Annotated in this window: 18 protein-coding genes and 3 tRNA genes; 12 read left to right on the forward strand and 9 right to left on the reverse strand. The window is 75.2% G+C overall.

Going from position 1 to position 19,386, the window contains the following annotated elements; genetic code table 11:
* Positions 1-18: 18 nt before the first annotated feature.
* Genes rph through CBZ_RS05795 form a run of 3 tightly spaced genes read left to right on the forward strand, consistent with a single transcriptional unit; the run spans position 19 to position 3,130 of the window.
* Entirely contained in the window at positions 19-813 is a 795-nt protein-coding gene (gene rph / locus CBZ_RS05785; RefSeq protein ID WP_130780637.1) for a ribonuclease PH, read from the forward strand.
* Positions 810-1,436 (forward strand): RdgB/HAM1 family non-canonical purine NTP pyrophosphatase, encoded by a 627-nt coding sequence (gene rdgB / locus CBZ_RS05790; protein ID WP_130780638.1) that lies wholly within the window; start codon positions 810-812, stop codon positions 1,434-1,436. Before rph ends, rdgB begins: the two co-directional genes overlap by 4 nt.
* Positions 1,433-3,130, forward strand: a complete 1,698-nt coding sequence (locus tag CBZ_RS05795; protein ID WP_130780639.1) for an ABC-F family ATP-binding cassette domain-containing protein — start codon at positions 1,433-1,435, stop codon at positions 3,128-3,130. Before rdgB ends, CBZ_RS05795 begins: the two co-directional genes overlap by 4 nt.
* 69 nt (positions 3,131-3,199) lie before the next feature.
* On the opposite strand, the gene CBZ_RS05800 is transcribed toward CBZ_RS05795, so the two are convergent.
* Positions 3,200-4,288, reverse strand: coding sequence for a DUF4037 domain-containing protein (locus CBZ_RS05800; RefSeq protein ID WP_130780640.1), 1,089 nt, complete (start codon positions 4,286-4,288; stop codon positions 3,200-3,202).
* 2 nt (positions 4,289-4,290) lie between these two features.
* On the reverse strand, positions 4,291-4,845 hold the full coding sequence (locus CBZ_RS05805; RefSeq protein WP_130780641.1) for an NUDIX hydrolase family protein: 555 nt from the start codon (positions 4,843-4,845) through the stop codon (positions 4,291-4,293).
* A 169-nt stretch (positions 4,846-5,014) separates the two neighbouring features.
* On the opposite strand from CBZ_RS05805, the gene trxA reads away from it, so the two are divergent.
* Entirely contained in the window at positions 5,015-5,386 is a 372-nt protein-coding gene (gene trxA, locus CBZ_RS05810; protein ID WP_130780642.1) for a thioredoxin, read from the forward strand.
* A gap of 261 nt (positions 5,387-5,647) precedes the next feature.
* Positions 5,648-8,671, forward strand: a complete 3,024-nt coding sequence (locus CBZ_RS05815) for a glycosyl hydrolase (RefSeq protein ID WP_130780643.1) — start codon at positions 5,648-5,650, stop codon at positions 8,669-8,671.
* 40 nt (positions 8,672-8,711) lie between these two features.
* Here the strand turns inward: CBZ_RS05815 and CBZ_RS05820 are convergent.
* Together CBZ_RS05820 and bcp are read right to left on the reverse strand one after the other, a co-directional pair.
* Positions 8,712-8,797: transfer RNA gene (locus tag CBZ_RS05820), tRNA-Leu, on the reverse strand.
* A gap of 89 nt (positions 8,798-8,886) precedes the next feature.
* Positions 8,887-9,354: a thioredoxin-dependent thiol peroxidase gene (gene bcp / locus CBZ_RS05825; RefSeq protein ID WP_130780644.1), complete on the reverse strand. Its 468-nt coding sequence runs from the start codon at positions 9,352-9,354 to the stop codon at positions 8,887-8,889.
* Between the two features lie 163 nt (positions 9,355-9,517).
* On the opposite strand from bcp, the gene CBZ_RS05830 reads away from it, so the two are divergent.
* The 3 genes from CBZ_RS05830 to CBZ_RS05840 all read left to right on the forward strand — a co-directional run bounded on the left by CBZ_RS05830 (position 9,518) and on the right by CBZ_RS05840 (position 10,273).
* Positions 9,518-9,814 carry a GroES family chaperonin gene (locus CBZ_RS05830; protein WP_130780654.1) on the forward strand — a complete coding sequence of 99 codons (297 nt, stop codon included), beginning with the start codon at positions 9,518-9,520 and terminating at the stop codon, positions 9,812-9,814.
* Positions 9,815-9,909: 95 nt separating this feature from the next.
* On the forward strand, positions 9,910-10,131 hold the full coding sequence (locus CBZ_RS05835) for a hypothetical protein (protein ID WP_130780645.1): 222 nt from the start codon (positions 9,910-9,912) through the stop codon (positions 10,129-10,131).
* A 66-nt stretch (positions 10,132-10,197) separates the two neighbouring features.
* A tRNA-Lys gene (locus CBZ_RS05840) sits at positions 10,198-10,273 on the forward strand.
* A 13-nt stretch (positions 10,274-10,286) separates the two neighbouring features.
* Here CBZ_RS05840 and CBZ_RS05845 read toward each other — a convergent pair.
* Together CBZ_RS05845 and gad are read right to left on the reverse strand one after the other, a co-directional pair.
* Positions 10,287-11,255, reverse strand: coding sequence for a YrhK family protein (locus CBZ_RS05845; protein WP_165446672.1), 969 nt, complete (start codon positions 11,253-11,255; stop codon positions 10,287-10,289).
* Positions 11,252-12,673: a glutamate decarboxylase gene (gene gad, locus CBZ_RS05850; protein WP_130780646.1), complete on the reverse strand. Its 1,422-nt coding sequence runs from the start codon at positions 12,671-12,673 to the stop codon at positions 11,252-11,254. Before gad ends, CBZ_RS05845 begins: the two co-directional genes overlap by 4 nt.
* A 165-nt stretch (positions 12,674-12,838) precedes the next feature.
* Here gad and CBZ_RS05855 point away from each other — a divergent pair, with 165 nt between their 5' ends.
* Positions 12,839-14,290, forward strand: coding sequence for a dihydrolipoyl dehydrogenase family protein (locus tag CBZ_RS05855; protein ID WP_130780647.1), 1,452 nt, complete (start codon positions 12,839-12,841; stop codon positions 14,288-14,290).
* Between the two features lie 125 nt (positions 14,291-14,415).
* On the opposite strand, the gene CBZ_RS05860 is transcribed toward CBZ_RS05855, so the two are convergent.
* From CBZ_RS05860 to CBZ_RS05870, 3 genes are all read right to left on the reverse strand, one after another.
* Entirely contained in the window at positions 14,416-15,420 is a 1,005-nt protein-coding gene (locus tag CBZ_RS05860; protein ID WP_130780648.1) for a glycine betaine ABC transporter substrate-binding protein, read from the reverse strand.
* Positions 15,421-15,497: 77 nt separating this feature from the next.
* Complete coding sequence (locus tag CBZ_RS05865) at positions 15,498-16,271, reverse strand: ABC transporter permease (RefSeq protein ID WP_130780649.1); 774 nt, start codon at positions 16,269-16,271, stop codon at positions 15,498-15,500.
* A gap of 10 nt (positions 16,272-16,281) precedes the next feature.
* Positions 16,282-16,956, reverse strand: coding sequence for an ABC transporter permease (locus CBZ_RS05870; protein WP_130780650.1), 675 nt, complete (start codon positions 16,954-16,956; stop codon positions 16,282-16,284).
* Positions 16,957-17,099: 143 nt separating this feature from the next.
* Here CBZ_RS05870 and CBZ_RS05875 point away from each other — a divergent pair, with 143 nt between their 5' ends.
* The 3 genes from CBZ_RS05875 to CBZ_RS05885 all read left to right on the forward strand — a co-directional run bounded on the left by CBZ_RS05875 (position 17,100) and on the right by CBZ_RS05885 (position 19,350).
* A complete protein-coding gene (locus CBZ_RS05875; RefSeq protein WP_130780651.1) occupies positions 17,100-18,242 on the forward strand; it encodes an ABC transporter ATP-binding protein in 1,143 nt (380 codons plus the stop codon).
* Positions 18,239-19,165 carry an ATP-grasp domain-containing protein gene (locus CBZ_RS05880; protein WP_130780652.1) on the forward strand — a complete coding sequence of 309 codons (927 nt, stop codon included), beginning with the start codon at positions 18,239-18,241 and terminating at the stop codon, positions 19,163-19,165. The genes CBZ_RS05875 and CBZ_RS05880 overlap by 4 nt, the downstream gene beginning before the upstream one ends.
* Positions 19,166-19,277: 112 nt before the next feature.
* Positions 19,278-19,350: transfer RNA gene (locus tag CBZ_RS05885), tRNA-His, on the forward strand.
* Positions 19,351-19,386 lie beyond the last annotated feature (36 nt).

A 19,386-nucleotide genomic window follows, 5' to 3' on the forward strand; every position in this document is an offset into this window, starting at 1 on the left:
GCGGTTAGGCTCGTCCGCATGACCGCCACGACTCCCGCGCTGCGCGCCGACGGCCGCCGCCCCGACGAGCTGCGGCCCGTCACGATCACCCGACGCTTCCTCGACGCCGGCGAGGGCAGCGTCCTCGTCGAGTTCGGCGGCACGAAGGTGCTGTGCGTCGCGTCGTTCACCGAGGGCGTGCCGCGCTGGCGCAAGGGTTCGGGCGAGGGCTGGGTCACCGCCGAGTACGCGATGCTGCCGCGCGCCACGTCGTCGCGGTCGGACCGCGAGTCGGTCAAGGGACGCGTCGGGGGCCGCACGCACGAGATCTCCCGCCTGATCGGCCGCTCGCTGCGCGCCGTGATCGACGTGTCCGCGCTCGGCGAGAACACGATCGTGCTCGACTGCGACGTCCTGCAGGCCGACGGCGGCACGCGCACCGCGGCGATCACGGGCGCCTACGTCGCGCTCGCCGACGCGGTGGCCTGGGCGAAGAGCAAGCGCCTCGTCCCGGCGGGCAAGACCGTCCTGCGTGACTCGGTGGCCGCGGTGAGCGTCGGCATCGTCGACGGCGTCCCCGTCCTCGACCTGCCGTACGTCGAGGACGTGCGCGCGGAGACGGACATGAACGTCGTCGTCACGGGCTCCGGCACGTTCGTCGAGGTGCAGGGCACCGCCGAGCACGCGCCGTTCGACCGGCGCGAGCTCGACGACCTGCTCGACCTCGCGGTCGCGGGCACGGCGCGCCTCACGGCGATCCAGACCGAGGCCCTCGCGGCCGACCCCGGCGACGGCAGCGCGACCCGCGTCGTGCCCGCCGGGACGGGCGCGTGAGCGTCCCCGGCGGCGCGCGGCTCGTCCTCGCGACCCACAACGCGCACAAGGTCGGCGAGCTGCGCGCGATCCTCACGCCCGCCCTGCCGGGGCTCGACCCCGCCGCGGTCGTCGGCGCGCGGGACGTCGGCGCGCCCGAGCCGGTCGAGGACGGCGTGACGTTCGCGGAGAACGCGCTCCTGAAGGCGCGCGCGCTCGCGGCGTTCACCGGTCTGCCGGCCGTCGCGGACGACTCCGGGCTCAGCGTCGACGTGCTCGGCGGCGCCCCCGGGATCTTCTCCGCCCGCTGGGCGGGCCGGCACGGCGACGACGCCGCCAACCTCGCGCTGCTGCTCGCGCAGCTGCGCGACGTGCGGCCCGAGCACCGCGGTGCGCGGTTCGTGTGCGCGGCGGCGCTCGTGACGCCCGACGGGTTCGAGCACGTCGAGACCGGCGCGCTCGTCGGCGTCCTCGCGACCGAGCCCCGTGGGACCGGCGGCTTCGGCTACGACCCCGCGCTCGTCCCCGCCGGGGAGCAGCGCACGTGCGCCGAGCTCAGCCCGGCGGAGAAGAACGCCATCAGCCACCGCGGCCAGGCCTTCCGGGCGCTCGTGCCGACGCTGGTGCGGGTCCTGGGCGGATGACGACGACGGCCGCCGAGGTCGTCGACCACGCGCACCTCGTCGCCGACGCGGTGACGTTCGGGTACGGCGAGCAGGTCGTGCTGGACGCCGTGGACCTCGTCGTGAGCGCGGGTGACCGCGTCGGGCTGGTGGGCGAGAACGGCGCGGGCAAGACGACGCTGCTGCGTCTGCTCGCGGGCGACCTCGTGCCGCTGTCGGGCACGGTCCGTCGTGCCGGGACGCTCGCCATCGTCGAGCAGGAGCTCGACGAGCCCGCCGGCACGACCGTCGGCACGCTCGTCGACCGGGCGCTCGCCGCGGTGCGGGCGGCGTCCGACGACCTGGACGCCGCGATCGCGGCCTTCGACCACGAGACCGGCGACCTCGCGCGCCTCACGGTCGCCATGGCCCGCTACGAGCACCTCGCGGCCTGGGACGCCGACCGCCGGGTCGACGAGGCGCTCGCACGGTTCGGCGCCCCCCGCGACCGGGACCGTCTGCTCGAGCACCTCAGCGTCGGCGAGCGGTACCGGGTCCGGCTCGCGTGCCGGGTGGGCGAGCGCTCCGACGTGCTGCTGCTCGACGAGCCCACGAACCACCTGGACGCCGCGGGGATCGAGTACCTCACCGACCGCCTGCAGGAGTGGCCCGGCGCGGTCGTCATCGTCACGCACGACCGGCAGCTCCTCGACGACGTCATGACGGCGATCCTCGACCTGGACCCGTCGATGGACGGCCGGCCCGCGCTGTACGGCGCGACGCGGTACGCGGACTACCGGTTCGCGAAGGACCAGATGCTGCGGCGCTGGCGGGCCCGGTTCCGGGCGGAGCGCAAGCGCGCCCTGCAGCTCGCGGAGCGCCTCGACACGGCCTACGAGGGGCTGTCGGACGAGTGGCGGCCGCCCAAGGGGTCCCAGAAGCACCGCCGCGGCACCCGCGCGCGGGTGCACGTCAAGGCCGCCGACCGGCTGATCCAGCGGCTCGAGGCCGACGCGGTCGAGGTGCCCGTGCCGCCGCTGTCGCTCGCGTTCCCCGACCTGCCGTCGCTGCCGCGGCCCGTCGCGGGCGACCGCGGTGGCGGCGGGCCGCTCGTCGAGGTGCGCGCGCCGCGGGTCGACGGGGGTCCCGGCGGGCGCCCCCGGCTCGACCTGCCCGGTCGCCGGATCGAGGTCCCGCCGTGCGGGCGCCTGCTCGTCACGGGCCCGAACGGCTCCGGCAAGTCGACCCTGCTCGCCGCCCTCGCGGGCGCGGTCGACCTCGACCGCGGGACGCGGACGGTCGCGCCCGGGGCGCGCATCGGCGTGCTCGCGCAGGAGGGGCCGACCGAGCACGCCGCACCCGCGGCCGACGACGGGCCGTCGCCGTCGGCGTTCGACGCGTACGCCCGGCACGCGCTCGACCTGCTGGCGGCGGGCCGGATCGACCCCGAGCAGCTCGTCCCCGTCGCGGCGCTCGGCCTGCTCACCGAGGAGGACCTGGACCGGCCGCTGCGCGAGCTGTCCGTGGGGCAGCGCCGCCGGTTCGACCTCGCGTGCGCGCTGCTCGCGGCCCCGCAGCTGCTCGTCCTCGACGAGCCCACGAACCACCTGTCCGTGGGTCTCGTCGACGAGCTCACCGAGGCCCTGCGGCTGACGTCGGCGGCGGTCGTCGTCGCGACGCACGACCGGCGCATGCGGGCGGACCTCGCGGACTGGCCCGAGCTCACGCTGGGCTGACGCGGCGCGGTCCTGTCCGTCGCGGCAGCCGGACCACGGCGCGGTCGGGACCAGGACGGCGGCGCGGGCTCAGGGCGAGTTCAGCGCGGTCGCGTGCGCCCGTGCGGCCCGCACCCGCCGGTCCGCGTCGCACAGCACGTCGACGTTGTCGACCCACTGCTCGACGGACCCGACGCCGGGGGGCAGCGCCCGCACGACCGGGTCGTCGACCGTGGCGAGCAGGTGCTCCGCCATGGCGTTCCGCACGCCCAGCACCGGCCGGTCGTAGAACTGCTCGGTCGGCGGCCCGTCCGGGGCGGGCAGCCCGGCGTCGCGCTGCGCCTGCGCGAGCACGTCGATCGCACCGGCGAGCGCGGCCTGCCGGTCGCGCCAGTCCGTGGCGGTGAGCACGTCCGACAGCGCCGGGACCAGGCGGGGCCCGACCGGCAGCCCGGCGAGCACCGTGCCCGCCCACTTCGGGTACGGCGACCACCGCCGCGCGAGCGTGAACGCGAGGTGCGTCGCGACGCCGACGAGCCGCGCGGCGACCACCCTGCTGCCGAGGTCGTCGCCGCGCTGCCCCGTGCGCCCGACGAACGGCGCCTCCTGCGCGAGCCGCGCCCAGTCGGCCGCGACGACGTACCGCCACACCGCGTCGGGGTACCAGGTCAGCGCCTCGCGCAGGCGCGTGAGGGCACCGTCGGTGTCCGCGAAGACGGGACCCGCCGTGACCTCGAGGACCGACTGCCCCGTGAGCGCGAGCCAGTCGGCCGCGGTGAGCCCGGGTGTCGGGTCGACCCCCAGCCGTGACCGCACGAACGTCGCAGCCGACGCGACCTCGACCCGCTGCCGGACGACCGGCTCCCACGTCGTCGCGAACCGTGTCGGCAGTCCCGCGCAGGACGGCGGTAGGTGCTGCTCGAGGTGCGCGTCGACCGCGTCGACCGCCTCGGCGTCGACCAGCAGCGTCAGCCGCAGCCCCCAGTCGTGGTCGCGCGACTGCGCGTCGTCGAGCCCGAGCACGTCCGACCCGCTGCCGAGCCGCGCGGCCGCGTGCGGCAGGCCCGGCCAGCGGTCGTGCAGGAGCGGCAGGACGACGTCGGCGTAGTAACCACGCGCGAGGGCGATGCCGCCGGTCTGGAAGGTCCCGTCGGCCGTGCCGGTCGCGCCGCCCCGCATGGTCAGGGCAGGCGGCCCACGTGCGCCATGGCCTGCCGCAGCAGCAGGCCCTGCCCGCCGTTCATCTCGACCTGCACCTGCTCGGCGCACGCCTCCTCGGGCGTCAGCCACGCGAGGTCGATCGCGTCGTGCTGCGGGCGGCAGTCGCCGTTCACGGGCACGACGTACGCGAGGGACACCGCGTGCTGGCGCGGGTCGTGGTACGGCGTGACCCCCGGCGTCGGGAAGTACTCCGCGACCGTGAACGGCTGCGGCGACGCGGGGATCTGGGGGAGCGCGACGGGCCCGAGGTCCTTCTCGACGTGCCGGACGAGCGCGTCGCGCACCCGCTCGTGGTACATCACCCGGCCGCTCACGAGCGCGCGCGACATGACGCCCTCGGGCGTCACGCGCAGCAGCAGCCCGACGGCGACGACGTCGCCCGAGTCGTCGACCCGGACGGGGACCGCGTCGACGTACAGGATCGGCAGCTGGGTGCGGACCTTCGCGATGCGCTCGGGGCTCAGCCAGCCCGCGGGGCGCTCGGGTCCGGGAGGGAACTCGGCGGTGTCGGTCACGGTGCAGTTCTACCCCCTGCGCGAGCGTGCCGCGTCCAGGCGCGCACCCGTGCGGGCGTACCGGGCGACCGTGCCGGGCGGGTGCCGGGCGGGTGCCGGGCGGTACGCCGGGAATAGCCGCAGGCCCGGCGACGCTCTACCACCCGGAAGCGACCAGTGGAGGTGCGACGTGGCGACGACCACGCTGACGGCCGAGACCATCGGCCAGACCATCAACGAGAACGAGATCGTGCTCATCGACTTCTGGGCGGACTGGTGCGGCCCGTGCCAGCGGTTCGCCCCGGTGTTCGAGGCGTCCTCGGAGACCCACCCGGACGTCGTGTTCGGCAAGGTCGACACCGAGGCGGAGCAGCTCCTCGCGGCTCAGCTGCAGATCTCGTCGATCCCGACGCTCATGGCGTTCCGGGACGGCGTGCCGGTGTTCCGCCAGGCGGGCGCGCTGCCCGGCCCGGTGCTGGAGCAGGTCCTGTCGGCCGTCAAGGGGCTCGACATGGACGAGGTCCGCGCGAAGATCGCGGAGCAGGCGCCGCAGGAGGCCTGACCGACTCTCACGAACGGCCCGCCGGACCCCGTCCGGCGGGCCGTTCCGTGTCCCCGCGCAGGACGGCGTTGACACGTGTTCGCCTCACGAATTGCCGGATCGCGGGCGGCGGTTACCGTGGGATGACGCCGCTCTCATCGGAGCACGCCAAGGGGGCCGTGCGGGGAGCCGCGGCGGTGGACGGCAACGGCGCCGCCCGCCGGTCGCGCAGGGCCAGCCGCCCGTCGTCGTGCGGCTCGCGCCTGCCTGAGAGGCACCGCCATGACCGCACCCCGCCCTGCCCATCCGTCTGCCCACCCGTCTGCGCGCACCCGTCGTCCCGGGTCGGCCTTCCTCGCGCTGCTCGTCACCGGGCTGCTCGCCGCCCCGCTCGCGGTCGCACCGCCCGCGACCGCGGCCGACGTCGTCCCCGTCGGGTCCGGGGGGTACCTCACGACCCCGCCCGGCCCGACCCCCGAGGGCTGCGACGCCCTCGAGGCGAACCCGCGCGTGTACCTCACGGACGACGCGCCGGACGAGCCGCTGCCGACCAACGACTGGTGGTCGTCGCTGCTGTTCAAGCGGTGGAGCTGCCGGGCGAGCGAGCCGCTGCACGCGCACCCCGTGTCCTACCAGCCGACGCCCGCGGGCCTCGGCCTGTCGGTCACGCGCGACCCCGTCCTGTCCGGGACGCCCGGTGGCATCGGCGAGTTCCACTACCCGTACGCGCAGGACGTGCTCGTCGGGGTCGCGGGGCTCGACGCGCCCGTCGTCGAGGTGGCGGGCTGGAGCGACTGGACGGTCACGCCGTCGTGGTCCGACGGCACGCGCAGCCTGCGCGCGACGATCGGGCACGGCCTGCCGATCAGCTGGTACCACGTGGCCGGCGGCGACGCGGTGCTCACCGGAGCGGCCGACCTGCGGGTCTGGCTGCGCGACGGCGCGACGGTCGGCTTCACCGCCGGCGGCAGCGACTACGTCGCGTACGCGCCGACCGGGGCGACCTGGCAGGTCAGCGGCACGACGCTCACCAGCGCCCTGGCCGGCCGCGGGTTCCTGGCGGTCGCGTCGCTGACGACGGGCCCGGCGGACGACGACGCCGCCCGCGTGGCGCAGGCGCGGGCGTTCGCGCCGTTCGCTTTCGACGAGGTCACGGGCACGCGCGTCGCGTGGTCGTACGACGAGGCCGCGGGGGCCGTCCGCACGACGTACACGCTCACGACGACCCCGCTGCAGGGCGCGTCGGCCGGCACCGTCGTGGCGCTGTACCCGCACCAGCAGCGCTACACGACGGCCGTGACCGGCCCGGGGGCGACGTCGCGCGTCGGCACCACCTACGTCTCGCCGCGTGGCGCCATGACCGCCTACACCGGGGCCACGGCCGTCACGACGTCCACGCCGTTCACGGGCGTCCTGCCCGAGGTCCCGGCCGTCGCGACCGCGACCGGCGACGCCCGCGCGCGGCTCGACGCGCTGCTCGACGAGGCCGCGACCGACACGCTGCCCGTGCTGCGCGCCGACACGTACTGGACCGGCAAGGCGCTCGGACGGGCCGCGCGGATCGCCGAGATCGCCGACCAGCTCGGCCGCACCGACCTGCGCGACCGCACCCTCGGCGCGATCCGCACGACCCTCACCGACTGGTTCACCGCGACCCCCGGCAAGACCGAGCGGGTCTTCGGGTACGACGCCCGCTGGGGCACCCTCATCGGCTACCCGGCGTCCTACGGGTCCGACACCGAGCTCAACGACCACCACTTCCACTACGGGTACTTCGTCGCCGCCGCCGCGACGCTCGCCCGCTTCGACCCCGGCTGGGCCGCCGCGTACGGAGGCATGGTCGACGTCCTGGTCCGCGACGCCAACGGGTACGACCGGTCCGAGACCCGCTTCCCGTTCCTGCGCGACTTCGACATCTACGCCGGTCACGACTGGGCGTCCGGGCACGGCGCGTTCGCGGCGGGCAACAACCAGGAGTCCAGCTCCGAGGGCATGAACTTCGCGGCCGCCCTCGTCCAGTGGGGCGAGGCGACGGGCAGCACCGCGGTGCGCGACGCCGGTGCGTACCTGTACGCCACGCAGGCCGCCGCCATCCAGGACTACTGGTTCGACGGCGCCGGGGCGATCCCGACCGGCTTCGGCCACTCGACGGTCGGGATGATCTGGGGCGACGGCGGCGCCTACGCGACCTGGTTCAGCGGCGAGGCGGAGATGATCCAGGGCATCAACACCCTGCCCATCACCGGCGGGCACCTGTACCTGGGGCTGCGTCCCGACGACGTGCGCGACAACTACGCCGAGCTCGTCCGGGTCAACGGCGGGCCGCCGACCGTGTGGCAGGACATCCTGTGGAGCTACCTCGCGCTCGGCGACGGGCCCGCTGCGCTGCAGGCCCTGCTCGCGCAGCCCGGCTACGCCGTCGAGGAGGGCGAGAGCCGCGCGCACACCTACCACTGGGTCGCGAACCTCGCGGCGCTCGGCACGCTCGACGCGTCGGTGCGCGCCGACCACCCGCTCGCGGCGGTCTTCACCGGTCCACGTGGCCGCACGTACGTCGCGTCGAGCGTCACGGGTCAGGCCCTGACCGTCCGGTTCGGCGACGGGACGACGCTGGCCGTGCCGCCCGGGCGGACGGTGACGAGCGGGGCGTTCACGTGGAGCGGCGGCAGCGGACCGGGCGGCCCGACGCCGACCCCGACCCCGACCCCGACGCCGACGCCCACGCCCACTCCGACGCCGACGGTGTCGCCGACGCCCACTCCGACGCCGACGCCCACGCCGACCGTGTCGCCCACGCCGACACCCACGCCGACCGTGCCGCCAGGCGACGGGTTCGCGCTCTACCTCGACGGCGAGGGCGGCCTGGTCACCGAGCCGCCGACGAGCCCGGCCACCGTCACCGTGCCGCGAGCCGCGGGGATCGACACCGTGACCGAGCCGCCCGACGCGGTCGTCGCGACCGTCGAGGGCGTGAACGGCCGGCCCACGACCGGGGCCACGCGGTTCGACCTCGCGCTCGACGCCGGGGGAGTCGTCGGCAACGGGACGCGCGTGTCGGTCTCGTACGACCTCACCGGTGACGGCGAGTGGGACCGCGTCGAGGTCTACCGGTACTTCGCGACCGACCCGCTGCCGGGTCCCGAGCGGTACACGGAGGCCGTGGGCGCCGAGCGGGTGACGGGGACGCTCGGGCGGATGCGGGGCGGCACGGTGCGCGTCGCGGTGTGGAACGCGATCGGGTCGGGCCCGTCGACCGTCCGGCTCGCGGACTCGGTGGTCCACCTGCCGTTGCGGGAAGCCAGCTGAGCGCCGGCGCCGGCTGACGGCCGCGGCGCGCCCGGGAGGGTGGTGCGGGAGACGGGAGTCGAACCCGCACGCCCTTCCGGGCACCAGGACCTAAACCTGGCGTGGCTGCCGTTTCACCACTCCCGCGCGCCCGAGTGTGGCACACCGGGCGTCCCCGGCGGACGGCCCGGCGCAGGGCACACGCGCCGGGCGAGCCGTGCCGGACGGCGACGAGGTCAGGCGATCTTGAGGTCCCGGCGCAGCTTCGCGACGTGCCCGGTGGCCTTGACGTTGTACTGCGCGAGCTCGACGCGGCCCTCAGGGTCGACGACGACGGTCGAGCGGATCACGCCGGTGACGGTCTTGCCGTACAGCGACTTCTCGCCCCACGCGCCCCACTGCTCGAGGACGGCGTGCTCGGGGTCGGACGCCAGCGGGAACGTCAGGTGCTCCTGCTCGACGAACGCGGCGAGCTTGTCGACGGTGTCGGGGGACAGGCCGACGACCGCGTACCCCGCGCCCTGCAGCGACGCGAGGGAGTCGCGGAAGTCGCACGCCTGCGTGGTGCACCCGGGCGTCATCGCGGCGGGGTAGAAGTACACGACGACGTGCTGCCCGCGCAGGTCGGACAGCGTGACGCTGCCGCCGTCCGCCGTCGGGAGCGTGAAGTCAGGGGCGAGGTCGCCGACGGCGAGACGGGGCACGGGACGCTCCAGGTGGTCGCGGGGTGGGGCCGCGGCACGGCCACGCGGGGGCCGCGGCGGACGCCGGCCGGTCGGCGCCGCGGAAAGCCTACGTCGCGCGCACGGTAGCGTCGTGCGGGTGACCGCCCCCGCTCCCGACGCCCGGCCCGGGCTGCCGATCCGGATGCTCAACGACCGCCTCCTCGTGTCCGTCGACGGAGACCCGGCCGAGCGCCGCTCGTCGGCCGGCATCGTCATCCCCGCGACGGCCGCCGTCGGCAAGCGGCTCGCGTGGGCGTCGGTCGTCGCCGTCGGGCAGCACGTACGGCAGGTCGAGCTGGGTGACCGGGTGCTGTTCGACCCGGAGGACCGCGCCGAGGTCGAGCTCGCCGGCAGCACCTACCTGCTGCTCCGCGAGAAGGACGTGCACGCGGTCGCCGCGCCGCGCGGCACGGGTGAGGGAACCGGCCTCTACCTGTGAGGGTCCTGCGACGGCACCGCCATGATCTTGCGTGAGCACGCACGGTGGTGTCACATGAGAACGGACCTCGCACGCACCAGACCCGGAGGGCACCCATGCGACCCGACGACACCGCGCCCGAGCACGCCCCGGCGCAGGACGCCGCCCGTGTCCAGGAGCTGCTGGCGGCGCACGTCCCGCTCACCCTCATCGCCGACCTGACGGCCAGCACGGCGGTCGCCTCGCAGGACCTGCTGGAGAAGGAAGGCCTTCCCGAGGAGGCCTGGTGGGAGGGGTCGGACGGCCCGTCGCAGGCGTCCGGGGCCCCGCGTCCGTGACGGTCGTCACCTGCGGGCGGATCGATTGGCTTCGGCGGCCGCAGGGCTGCTAACGTTCTCAACCGCGCGCCATTAGCTCAATTGGCAGAGCAGCTGACTCTTAATCAGCGGGTTCGGGGTTCGAGTCCCTGATGGCGCACCAGCACGAAGGCCCCTCACCGCAACGGTGAGGGGCCTTCGTTGTCCCGGCGGACCGTCGGTCCGGCGTGCGGCGCAGGCGAGGCCGGCTCAGGGGACGACGACCGGTCGCGCGCGGACTCCACGGGCAGCAGGACCGCGCCGACGAGGAAGCACACCGCACCCGCGAACGTCCCGGCGTTGACGAGCGCCACGTTCGCGACCTCGTCCGACCCGTGCAGGTACCGCGCTGCGACGGCCGCGACGCCGAACGCGACCGACCCCGCGAGGTTGAGCGCCCCGATCGCCCACCCGACGGACCGGTCGGACCGGGGCAGGACCCCGCGGTTGACCTCGGCGTACGCGCACCAGCTCGCGACGAGGAAGCACACCGACCCGAGGACGTCGGGCGCCCACACGAGGGTCCTGTCGCCCGCGACCGCGAGGCCGGTCCGCGTCGCCGCGAACGTGCTGATGTTGAAGAACACCGTGCCGACGAGCTGCACCGTGGACGCCCACAGGTCGATGCGGTCGGGCCGGAACCGCACGAGCGCGGCGAGCCGCCGCCGTCGCGGCACGGTCGCCAGGACGTCGGGCGGGGCGTGCGCCGCCTCGTCGTACTGCAGGTACGCGGCGGTCGTGAAGAAGACCGACCCGACGAAGAACGTCCACGCCGTCACGCCCGTCGAGACCTGGTCGAAGTACAGGGGCAGCGATCCCAGCGCGAAGCACGCCGACCCGACCGCGAACAGCGCCCCCGTCCACCAGCTCCACGCCGACGCGCCCGCGCGCCGCACCGCACCGTCGGCCGGGACGGCCGACCTGGCCGGCGGTGCGGTGCGCGGTCGCAGCCCGAGGCCCTTGCGGTGACGGCGCGACGTCCACTCGACCTCCGCCCCGTCGGGCCGGCGCAGCGTCGCGTGCGTGACGAACGGGCCCGGCCCGCGGCTGTCGACCGCGGTCCACCCGTCGGGCAGGTCCGGCAGGGGCGAGGTCCGCGTCGTCACGCCCGCAGGCCGACGCGCGCCTTGCTGTGCGCGGCGGCCCGGTCGGGGGCGGTCCAGACGTCGGGCTTGGCGGCGGCGCGCTGCGGCGGCTGCTCCGCGGCGAGCGTCTCCCAGGCGTGGTCGAGGTCCCGCAGCAGGACGTCGATCATCGGCCGGCTCAGGTCGAGGCGGACGACGATGCGCAGCAGGTGCACGTCCTGCGCGTCGGGCGGCAGGCTGTACGCGGGCACGATCCAGCCGTTCTCCCGCAGCCGCGCCGACAGGTGGTAGACGTCGAACCCCGGGTCGCCCTTGATGCGGAACGTCACCACCGGCTCCGCGAGCCCCGGGTTGAGGACCTCGAAGCGTCCCGACGCCTCCAGCGCCTCGTTGAGGTGGCGGGCGTTCGCGATCATGTTCGCGACGATCCGCGTGTACCCCTCGCGGCCGAGCCGCAGGAAGTTGTACATCTGCGCCTGGATCATCGCCGACCCGCGCGAGAAGTTGAACGTGTACGTCGGCTGCGCACCGCCCAGGTAGTTCACGCTGAACACGAGGTCCTCGGGCAGGCGTGACGCGTCCCGGAAGATCAGCCACCCGACGCCCGGGTACACCAGGCCGTACTTGTGGCCCGACGCGTTGATCGACGCGACCTGCTCCAGCCGGAAGTCCCACCGCAGGTCCGGCTCGGCGAAGGGCGCGACGAACGCGCCGCTCGCCCCGTCGACGTGCAGCGGGATGTCCCAGCCGCGCTCGGCCTTGATGCGGACCAGCAGGTCGTTGAGCTCCTCGATGGGGTCGGCCTCGCCGATGTGCGTCGTGCCGAGCACCGCGCCGACGGCGATCGTGTTCTCGTCGACCTGCGCCTCGACGTCGTCCGCGGCCAGCACGTAGCGGTCCGGCTTCATCGGGATCTTGCGCATCTCGACGTCGAAGTAGTTCGCGAACTTGTCCCACACGACGTGCGTCTCCGCGCCGAACACGACGTTCGGCCGATCGGCGGGCAGGCCGGCGGCGAGCCGCCGCTGCCGCCACGCGCGCTTGTGCGCGAGCAGGCCCAGCATGATCGCCTCCGACGAGCCGATCGTCGCGACGCCCACGACCTGCGCCGGGTCGGGCGCGTGGAACAGGTCGCCCAGCATGTGCACGCACGCCTCCTCGACGAGCGACGCCGCGGGGTACTCCTCGTGGTCGATGTGGTTCTTGCGCAGGGAGTCGTGGATGAGCTGCTCGGCCTGCGGCTCCATCCACGTCGTGACGAACGACGCGAGGTTGAGCGTCTCGCGCCCGTCGAGCATGAGCGCGGTGTGCAGCAGCTCGTACACCTCGTCGGACCCGAGCCCCCGGTCGGGGAACCGTGTGCGGTCGAACCGCTCGCGGAAGCTCGGCCGTCCGTGGATCGGCCCGAACCCGTCGCTGCCCAGTGCTGTCTCGCTCACGTCTCGCCCCTCCGTCGTCTGCTACGCCGGGAGTCGTGGCTGGCTGCCGTCTCCGGCGGACCCTCGCCTGCGAACGTAGCAGCGGAAGTCGGGACGAACCACGCAGACCGGACCCGGCCGGTCGTTCCCCCTGCGCGCGGGCGCCCCTGCCGCCACGATGGGGCGATGCCAGCGGAGCAGGAGTACGACGTCGTGGTGGTCGGCGGCGGGGCCGTCGGGGAGAACGTCGCGGACCGGGCGAGCCGGACCGGGCTGAGCGTCGCGCTCGTCGAGCACGCGCTCGTCGGGGGCGAGTGCTCGTACTGGGCGTGCATGCCGTCGAAGGTGCTGCTGCGCGCCGGTGCGGTCCTCGACGCGGCGGCGGGTGTCCCCGGGGCGGCCGCCGCGGTGACGGGTGACGTCGACGTGCAGGCCGTCCTCGCGCGCCGCGACGAGGTCGTGCACGGCTGGGACGACCGCTCGCAGGTCGAGTGGGTCGACTCGGTCGGCATCGCGCTGCTGCGGGGGCACGCCCGGCTCACCGGGGAGCGCACGCTCGTGGTCAGCGGCGACGACGGGGAGACGACCGTCCGGGCGCGGCGCGCGGTCGTCGTCGCGACGGGGTCCGAGCCCGTCGTGCCGCCCGTCCCCGGGCTGGCCGAGGCCGGGTTCTGGACGAGCCGGGAGGCGACGTCGGTCCGTCAGGTGCCCGCGCGGCTCGCGGTCCTCGGCGGCGGCGTCGTGGGCGTCGAGATGGCCGTCGCGTTCACCGACCTCGGCAGCGAGGTCACGCTCGTCGTGCGCGGCGACCGGCTGCTCGCCGGTGCGGAGCCGACCGCAGGGGAGGCCGTCGCCACCGAGCTGCGCGCGATGGGTGTGCGCGTCCTGTTCGGGACGCAGGCCACGGCCGTGCACCGCGACGACGACGGCGTGCACCTCGACCTCGGCGACGCCGGGACGGTCGACGTCACCGAGGTGCTCGTCGCCACCGGACGCCGGCCCCGCACGGGCTCGCTCGGCCTGGAGACCGTGGGCCTGGAGCCCGGGGCGCCGCTGCGGGTCGACGACGCGCTCGCGGTCACCGGCGTCGACGGCGGCTGGCTGTTCGCCGCAGGCGACGTCACGGGCCGCACCGCGACCACCCACCAGGGCAAGTACGACGCGCGCGTCGTCGGCGACGTCGTCGCGGCACGGTTCCACCCCGACGCCGACGCCGCCGACGGGCCCGTCGCCGAGCGGGACGCCGCGCCGTGGAGCCGGTACCGTGCGACCGCGGACCTCTCGGCCGTCCCGCAGGTCGTGTTCAGCCGCCCCGAGGTCGCGTGGGTCGGGCGGACCGAGGAGCAGGCGCGTCGCGACGGTCTCGACGTGCGCGTCCTCGACTACGACCTCGCGAACGTCGCGGGCGCGACGGTCGCCGCGCAGGACTACGCGGGCAGCGCGCGGCTCGTGGTCGACGACGCCCGTGGGGTGGTCGTCGGCGCGACCTTCGTCGGCCCCGACGCGGCCGAGCTGCTGCACGCCGCGACCGTCGCGGTCGTGGGGGAGGTGCCGCTGCACCGCCTGTGGCACGCGGTGCCCGCGTACCCGACGGTGTCGGAGGTCTGGCTGCGCCTGCTGGAGTCCGCCGGCCTCTGACGGTCGTCGTGCGGGGGCCCGGGTCGGGCCTACCGAGCTCAGATCGCCGTCGTGTCACGAGGTCCGCGCACGCAGCGGCCCCGGCAGGTCCTGCCCGCCGGGGCCGCCGCGTCGTCGTGCGGGTGTCAGTCGGTCGCGAGCGACCCGTCGCTCGACAGGACCAGGCCGATGGCCGCGTCGCCCTGGCGGACGGCGGCACCGATGAGCCCGAAGTCGTACGACTTGAACTCGCCGATCTCGAGCCCGTAGGTCTCCTCGAGGCCCGGCTGGCAGAACGGCCGCTCGGGGCACTCGGGCGGGCCGGCGAGGACGAGCCCGCCGCAGGCCTCGGCGAGCTCGGTGAGCGTCGCGACGCCGTGCTCGTCCGCGAACGCCTGGGTCACGGCGAACGCGTTCTGGTCCTGCGCGGCCGACGGCTGGCCGACGGCGAGCCCGGACTCCTCGGCGAGCGGCGTCAGCGCGGCGACCGTCTCGTCGACGTCGTCCGTCGAGACCGACGGGGCGTCGGGCCCGTTGACGCGCGCGTTGAGGAAGTCGGCGAGCGTCGCCGCGTACTCGGGGACCGTCGAGAGGGTGCCGTCCACGAGCGCCGGGAGGTAGGTGTCGCGGTTGCCGATCGTGCGGACCTCGACCTGGTACCCGGCCGAGCGCAGCACCTCGCCGTAGATCTCCGCGAGGGTCACGGACTCGGAGAAGTTCGCCGCGCCGACGACGAGCGACGTTCCCGCGCCGGACTGCTCGGTCGCCGCGAGCCCTTCGGTCTCGACGTACTCCTTCGCGACCTCGCTCGACGTGCGGCGGTCGATGTCGACGGCCTTGTTGAGGTCGATGAGCTTGGGCGTGTCGAGCGACGCCGAGACGGTGTCGAGCAGCTCGACGACCGCGGGGCTCTGCTGCGCGACGGCCGCGTTGACGGCCGGGATGATGTTGTCGGCGTTCTGCAGGCCGCCGTCGTCCTCGAGGACGACGAGCTGCTCCCCGGCGACGGGGTCGCAGGTGGCCTTGCCGGACGTCCCGGAGGACGTGGGGTCGGCCTCGCCGCCGCCGGAGCCGGGGGCGCCGCAGGCCCCCAGCGCCAGCACGGCGGCGGCGGCGATGATCGTGAGTCGGGCTGGACGGGTGGCACGCATCGGCGTCTCCTGACGTCGGCCGACGGCACGCCGGGAGGGTCCCGACGGTCGACGGCGCTCGGCGGTCGTGGGCAGGTTCATGCGGTCGGGGCTGGTTCATTGGACCGGGAGCCCGCGGGGTCGGCAACCGGGGAGGGACGCCGCACGCGCAGGCGCGAGGGTCGTCCGGCACGTCGTCCGGCACGGTCGCGGGACCGCAGGCCGGCGGGCGTCACGGCGCGCTGGGCGAGGGCGAGCAGGCCTTCGGCGACCAGGCACAGGGCGGCGACGAGCAGGCCGCCCGCGAGGACCTGGCCGTAGCGCTGCGTCCCGAACCCGGTCACGACGATCGTGCCGAGGCTGCGGCCGCCGACGAGCGCGGCGAGCGGGACGGTCGCGAGCACCTGCACCGCGCCGGTGCGCACGCCGGCGGCGAGCAGGGGGATCGCGAGCGGGACCTCGACCGCCCACAGGCGGCGCGAGCCCGACATGCCGACCCCGCGGGCGGCGTCGCGGACGTGCGCGTCGACCTCGCCGAGCCCGGTGACGGCACCGGACAGCAGGGGCGGGACGGCGAAGACCGCGCACGCGAGGACGGTCGCGGGGTTGCCGAACAGGCCGCTCGCCGCCAGCAGCGTGAGCAGCGCGAGCGTCGGGAGCGCGCGCGTGGTGTTGGCGACGACGACGCCGACGGTCGCGCCCCGGCCGCGGTGGCCGAGCCACAGCCCGACGGGCAGCGCGACGACCGCCGCGAGCAGCACCGCCTGGACGGACACCAGGACGTGCACGCCGGTCAGTGCGATGACGCCGTTGCGCCCCGTCCAGTTGAGCGGGTCGTTGAGCCAGGCGAAGGCCTCGGTGAGGACGTCCATCGGTGCCCCCTCAGACCGGCCGCGCCGAGCGGGCCCACGGCGTCACGAGGCGCCCCACGCCCGCGAGGACGAGGTCGCACACGAGCGCGAGCAGGAGGCACAGGACCGTCGCCGTCATGATCTCGGCGTGGTAGTTGCTGCGGAAGCCGCGGAACATCAGCTGCCCGAGCCCGCCGTAGCCGACCACGACGCCCACCGTCACGAGCGCGACGGTCGTGACGGTCGCGAGGCGCAGCCCGGCGACGATGCTCGGCAGCGCGTTCGGCAGCTCCACGGTGAGCAGCAGGCGGGCGCGCCCGTACCCCATGCCGCGGGCGGCGTCGCGGACCGCGGGGTCGACGCCCTCCAGCCCGACCAGCACGTTCCGGGTGAGCACCAGCAGCGCGTACGCGACGAGCCCGATGAGCACGGTCGTCCGTCCGATCCCGGTGTACGGGGCGAGCACGGCGAACAGCGCGAGCGACGGGATCGTGTAGAGCACGCCCGCCACGCCGAGGACGGGCCCGGCCCAGCGGCGGCGCAGGTGCGCCCACGCGCCGAGCGGGAGCGCCACGAGCGACGCGATGACGACCGCCTGGACGGTCAGCGAGGCGTGCTGGGACAGCGCGGACAGCACGTCCGCGCTGTTGCGCTGCAGGTACTCCCACGAGAACCAGGGGTTGTCGGGTTGAGCCGCGAGCAGCATCCGCCGAACGTAACCGCGACCTCCGACATCCGCACCATGCGACGGCGCGCTGCCCGGTCCGTGGACGGACGGGCCGTCGCAGGCGGACGGACGGATGTGGCCGGCGGAGGCGGGCGTCGGTGGTGGGCAGTAGCGTCCGGGGGATGGTCGAGCCCGCCATCCGCTTCGAGCACGTGCGCAAGGAGTACCCCGCCGTCCGCGGTCGGGCCGGCGCCGCCGTCGACGACCTCACCCTCGAGGTCCGCCCGCACGAGGTGCTCGTGCTGGTCGGGCCCAGCGGGTGCGGCAAGTCGACGACGCTGCGCATGGCCAACCGGCTCGTGGAGCCGACGTCGGGCCGGATCCTGCTGGAGGGCGAGGACGTCACGCACGTCGACCCCGTGCAGCTGCGGCGCCGCATCGGGTACGTGATCCAGGACGTCGGCCTGTTCCCGCACCGCACGGTCGCGCAGAACATCGCGACCGTCCCGCGGCTGCTCGGGTGGGACGCGAAGCGGACCGCGGCACGCGTCGACGAGCTGCTCGACCTCGTCGGCCTCGACCCCGCCCGGTACGCACGGCGCTACCCGCACGAGCTGTCCGGGGGTGAGCGCCAACGCGTCGGCGTCGCGCGGGCCCTCGCGACCGACCCGCCGGTGCTGCTCATGGACGAGCCGTTCGGCGCCGTCGACCCGGTCGGGCGGCGCCGGCTGCAGACGGAGTTCGCGCGGATCCAGCGCGAGGTCGGCACCACGGTGATGCTCGTCACGCACGACATCGACGAGGCCGTCCGCATGGGCGACCGGGTGGCGGTGCTGAGCACCGGCGCGCACGTCGAGCAGCTCGCCTCGCCGCTCGACGTCGTGGCCCGCCCTGCCACCGACGCGGTCGCCGACCTCGTCGGGCGCGGCCGGCTCGCGCGCCTGCTCGCCCTCGGCCGGCTGGAGCGGACCGACGTCGACGAGGTTCCGGGACCGGGCCGGGCCGCGATCGGCACGGTCGACGTCGGTACGGAGCTCGGCGACGTCCTCGCGACGCTCCTCGCGTCCCCCGGCGACGGCGCGGACGGACGACTCGACGTCGTCGAGGCGGGCCGTGCCGTCGGGTCGGTGACCGCGGCGACCGTCCTGCGGGCGCTGCGACGGCTCACCGACGCGGCCGGCGCCGACGGGAACGAGGGCGACCCGGACGGCTCCGCGACCACCCGCGGGCCCGCCGGCAGCCCCGACCTCGACCGACGCCTCCCCGACCCGCACCGCCCGGGCCCTGACGCGGGCGCCGACCGCGTCGGTACGCTGCCGACGTGACCCCTACCGCCGCACGGCTCGCTCTCGCCACCTGCGCCGAGCTCCCCGAGCTCGACCCCGACGACCAGCCGCTGCGCGACGCGCTGCTCGCGCGCGGCATCGCGACCGACCCCGTCGTGTGGGACGACCCGACCGTCGACTGGTCGACGTACCCGCACGTGCTGGTCCGCTCGACGTGGGACTACACCGACCGGCCGCGCCTGTTCGCGGACTGGGCCCGCCGCGTCGAGCGCACGAGCGCGCTGCTCAACCCGGCGGACGTCGTCGTGTGGAACATCGACAAGACGTACCTGCGCGACCTCGAGCAGCGGGGTCTGCCGATCGTCCCGACCATCTGGCTCGATCCGGAGCGCAACTTCGACGCGCGCGCGATCCACACCCGGTTCCCGGCGTTCGGCGACTTCGTCGTCAAGCCGACCGTCAGCGCGGGCTCGCGCGACACGGGCCGCTACCAGGCCGACGAGACCCCGTCGCGGGCCTTGGCGATCCGGCACGCCAAGAACCTGCTCGGCGTCGGCCGGCACGTGATGATCCAGCGCTACCTCAAGCAGGTCGACACCGTCGGCGAGACCGCGCTGGTCTACGTCGACGGCGCCTTCAGCCACGCGGTCCGCAAGGGCGCGCTGCTCGAGGGCCCGTACCGCGAGGGGGAGACCGAGGGCGTGCTCTACCGGCGTGAGGTCATGTCGGCCCGCGAGGCGAGCGACGCCGAGCGCGAGGTCGGCGACCGCGTGCTCACGGCGCTGGCGGAGATCTTCCCGCAGCACGCCGACCCCCTGCTGTACGCCCGGGTCGACCTCATCCCCGACGACGAGGGCCACCCCGTCGTCCTCGAGGTCGAGCTCACCGAGCCGTCGTTCTTCTTCGGGTACGCCCCGGGGTCGGCGGACGTCTTCGCGGACGCGCTCGCGAAGCGCCTCTGACCGGTCCGTGCGCGGACGGCGGGCGCGTTCCGGACCACCCCGCCGCACCGGGTACACTTCTCGTCGGCCCTGGCGTTCGCGCCGGGTCGGTGCCACCTCCGGGTGGCGCGTGGTGGCTATAGCTCAGGTGGTAGAGCACCTGGTTGTGGTCCAGGGGGTCGCGGGTTCAAGTCCCGTTAGCCACCCGCTCCGAAGGGCGTCGACGGTCAGCCGTCGACGCC

Origin of the sequence: Cellulomonas biazotea, assembly GCF_004306155.1 — a bacterium.
In the GTDB taxonomy this organism is placed as follows: Bacteria; Actinomycetota; Actinomycetes; order Actinomycetales; family Cellulomonadaceae; genus Cellulomonas; species Cellulomonas biazotea.